At 64.4% G+C, this 3,217-nt stretch carries 4 protein-coding genes and 1 pseudogene; 3 read left to right on the forward strand and 2 right to left on the reverse strand.

Translation table 11 applies throughout. The features are described 5' to 3' along the window. Positions 1-159 (forward strand): annotated as a pseudogene (locus AC1DJW_RS26290) (lipoyl synthase); the annotation flags it as partial. Positions 160-175: 16 nt separating this feature from the next. Beyond that, complete coding sequence (locus AC1DJW_RS26295) at positions 176-988, forward strand: methylenetetrahydrofolate reductase (RefSeq protein ID WP_459343120.1); 813 nt, start codon at positions 176-178, stop codon at positions 986-988. 58 nt (positions 989-1,046) lie between these two features. On the opposite strand, the gene AC1DJW_RS26300 is transcribed toward AC1DJW_RS26295, so the two are convergent. Both AC1DJW_RS26300 and AC1DJW_RS26305 read right to left on the reverse strand, forming a co-directional pair. Next, on the reverse strand, positions 1,047-1,754 hold the full coding sequence (locus AC1DJW_RS26300; RefSeq protein ID WP_390280037.1) for a zf-HC2 domain-containing protein: 708 nt from the start codon (positions 1,752-1,754) through the stop codon (positions 1,047-1,049). After that, complete coding sequence (locus AC1DJW_RS26305) at positions 1,751-2,251, reverse strand: sigma-70 family RNA polymerase sigma factor (RefSeq protein ID WP_284752887.1); 501 nt, start codon at positions 2,249-2,251, stop codon at positions 1,751-1,753. Before AC1DJW_RS26305 ends, AC1DJW_RS26300 begins: the two co-directional genes overlap by 4 nt. Before the next feature lie 154 nt (positions 2,252-2,405). On the opposite strand from AC1DJW_RS26305, the gene AC1DJW_RS26310 reads away from it, so the two are divergent. Further along, the gene (locus AC1DJW_RS26310) at positions 2,406-2,957 is read left to right on the forward strand and encodes a COG4315 family predicted lipoprotein (protein WP_284752886.1); all 552 of its coding nucleotides are present in this window, start codon (positions 2,406-2,408) and stop codon (positions 2,955-2,957) included. Positions 2,958-3,217: the final 260 nt, after the last annotated feature.

The raw sequence follows: 3,217 nt of genomic DNA on the forward strand, positions 1-3,217 counted from the left end.
CGCTCCTCCTACCGCGCCGGACGACTCTGGGCCACCGCGATGCGCAAAAAAGGCCGCGAAATCCCCACGCACCTGGCCCACATCGCCGAAGGCATCCAGGACTCCGGCACCACCCGCCAGGAAGCCCGCACCCTCCTCGCACACCACGCGACGGCCTGATCCGCAAGGAGCCAGCATGTTCCCCACCCGGATTGAAATCATCCCCTCAGACGGAATCGTTGAGAAAGTCCAGGCCGCTGTGCCGCTTTCCACAACGCTCACCGTTACCTGCCTGCCCCACCACGGCATCGCGCGGACCATGGAGGCTTCCATCAAGCTCAGCCTCCTCGGCTACAACGTGATTCCGCACCTCTCGGCACGCGGGCTGGAGCACCGGGCGCAGCTTTCCGGCATCCTCCGGGACTGCGAAACCGCCGGGATCACGGAAGTCTTCGCCATCGGCGGAGACGGACCTCTTGGTGCCGGCCCCTATCGATCAACCCTTCCCCTCTTGGCAGACATCGCAGAGTACTCCGGCGGCAGCATCACAGCGGGCATCGCCGGTTACCCCGAGGGGCATCCTTCCGTGAGCGGGCTGGACTTGCTCGACGCCCTGCTGGCCAAACAACACCTGGCCACGCACGTTGTCACGCAAATGTGCTTCTCCGCCCCAAAGGTCCTCGATTACGCGGCACTCCTGCGCCGGGAAGGCGTCGAGCTGCCGGTGTGGGCAGGGGTGGCCGGGGCCGTTCCCCGGACAAAACTGCTGGCCCTGGCAGCCCAGATCGGCGTCGGGACGTCCCTGAAGTTCCTCAGCAATAAAGGAACCCTTGCCCGCAAGCTCCTAGGCGGGGACAAGTACTCACCGGAAGGCCTGGTTTCCGAGCTCATGGCGCACCCGGATGGTGTCTCGGGAATCCATCTCTACAGTTTCAACCGACTGGACATGCCCGCCTGGGAGCGAAACGATCTGCCAGATCCTGAGGCCAGCCAAGCTGCATCCGCGTAGCCGCCGACCGCTGACCGGGCATCCGCGTAGCCGCCGACCGCATAGGTCCCGGAAACCCCTAGCTCCCCGGGACCGAAATCACCGCGACCGTCTTTTGGTTGTCATCGCGCAGTTCCACGCCCGAAATCCCGGCGAGCTGGACCGGCGTCGCACCCGTGACCTTGATGTGGCCGCTGGATGTCGCGGTCCATCCGCAGGCCATTTCCTCCGTGCCGTCGCGGCCCTTGACCCACAGGTACATCGTGCCTTGCGGCGGCATGCTGTGCCCTTCCAGCTGAAGCTCGGTCCCCCACGCCTTCCTGACGAGCCCCACGGTGAGCTGCAGGCCATTGTCCGTCTGCACGGAGTAGCTGGCGTCCGGCTTGGGTGGCTGGTTCAACACGGGACCCGCCAATATGCCCACCCCAAGGCAGGCCGCGGCGACGGCACCCACCAGAGCCGTCCACCGCCGTCGGGATTTCCGTCGCCGTGCTGCCATTTTCAGGAGAATCGGCTGCGGGAGCCTTTCCGAAAAAGCCCCTATAAGTGAGCGCGCGTCGGAAGGGGCAGCGGCGGAAGGCTCGACGGCGGGGCGCCCGGCGGCGAGCGCGACGGCGTCGGGCACGGGGACGGCGTCGAGGAGGGCCGGGAGGCTCTCCAGTTCCCCCAGCTCGAGCCGGCAATCAGCGCAGCTTGCCAAATGCTCCTCGAAAACCCGGGCCTCGGCGGGCTCGAGTCCGCCGAGCAGGTAGGCGCCCAGCAATTGGTGAAGTCCTGTTTCGTTCACCGCTGCACCCCCATTTCGTCGAGAATCGTGCGAAGCGCCCTGACGGCGTAGAAGGCCCTGGATTTCACCGTTCCGCTGGGGATGTTGAGCCTCAGCGCGGCCTCGGTCACCGTGAAACGTTCGTAATGCAGGGCTACCAGGACCTCCCGGTGTTCGGTGCTGAGCCTCAGGAGCGCTTCCTCCATAAGGACCCGGTTGAGGAGTTCATCCACTCGCTCGGTGGCCTCCTCCGGGTCCGCCATGTCTCGTTCGGCGGCCTCTGCCGGGCGCCGCTGGGCCTTGCGGTAGTTGTCGATGATGACATTGCGGGCAGTGCGGAACAAATAGCTCCGCAGGCTGCCCGTGATCTGCGGGGCGTGCTGCCATACGCGAAGAATGGTTTCCTGCACTACGTCCTCGGCCAAGTGCGCGTCGGGCGTGCAGCTCAAGACGAAGCGGCGCAAGGCTGTACCGTGGTCGCGGTAGATCGCGGCCACCACGTCCTCGTCGAGCGGCATCGGCGCCTCCTTGGTGCTCGGCTTCCCCTTCTCCTGCGATACGACGTGCCCGCCACGAAAAAGGTTCAAGCCCTGTGAACCATTCTTCACCCGGCGGCGTCGTACGGGTTAGCTTCCGGCACGTCCATGACCGGTCCAAGCGAAGGAGCAAACCATGAAGAAGCAACTCGGCACCGGGCTCGGAATTCTTGCTCTGGCCATCGCCCTCACTGCCTGCGGAGGAAGCCCCGGCGCATCCTCCACATCCTCAAGCGCAACCAGTCCCAGTTCCGCGGCGTCGAGTTCAAGCGCTCCGGCGTCGAGCACTCCTGCCGGCGCGGCGGAACTGAAGACGGCGTCGTCGAGCGTGGGCGAGAGAGTGGTTGCGGCGAACGGCAAGAGTGTCTACGTCTTCTCGAAGGACGTCAAGGATTCCGGCAAGAGTGCCTGCACCGGCGGCTGCGCTACCCTCTGGCCCCCCGTGACAACGACGTCGGCCACGCCGGCGGTTGATGGGGTGAGCGGAACCATCGGAACCATCCCCACGGCAGACGGCAAGATGCAGATCACCATCAATGGGATGCCCATCTACTTCTACTCCAAGGATGAAGATTCCAGTGACACCTACGGCCAAGGCGTGGGCGGTGTCTGGTCTCTGGTCAGCCCGTCCGGTTCCATGGTGACCCCGAGCAGCAGCACCCCAAGCGGCAGCAGCATGGGCTACTGAAACCCTCGCTCACCTTTGAACCCCAAACGGCAAACGCTCGCTCAGATCTCTCCGGAGCGGCCGGCAGATCTGAGCGAGCGTTTGTCCAAAAGGCCTCAAAGGTGAGCGAGCCCCTCATCGTCAAGCTGGTTGTGAGTCATTCATTACCTGTTGATTGAAGGAGCCGGCGATGGCCGTTGATAACAAGGGTTTTACGCGTGAAGAGATCCGTGAGTTCATGCATGAGTACTATTTGCAGCCGCACGGGACGAGGAAGGAAT

Source organism: Arthrobacter sp. 05L417, from assembly GCF_056397865.1.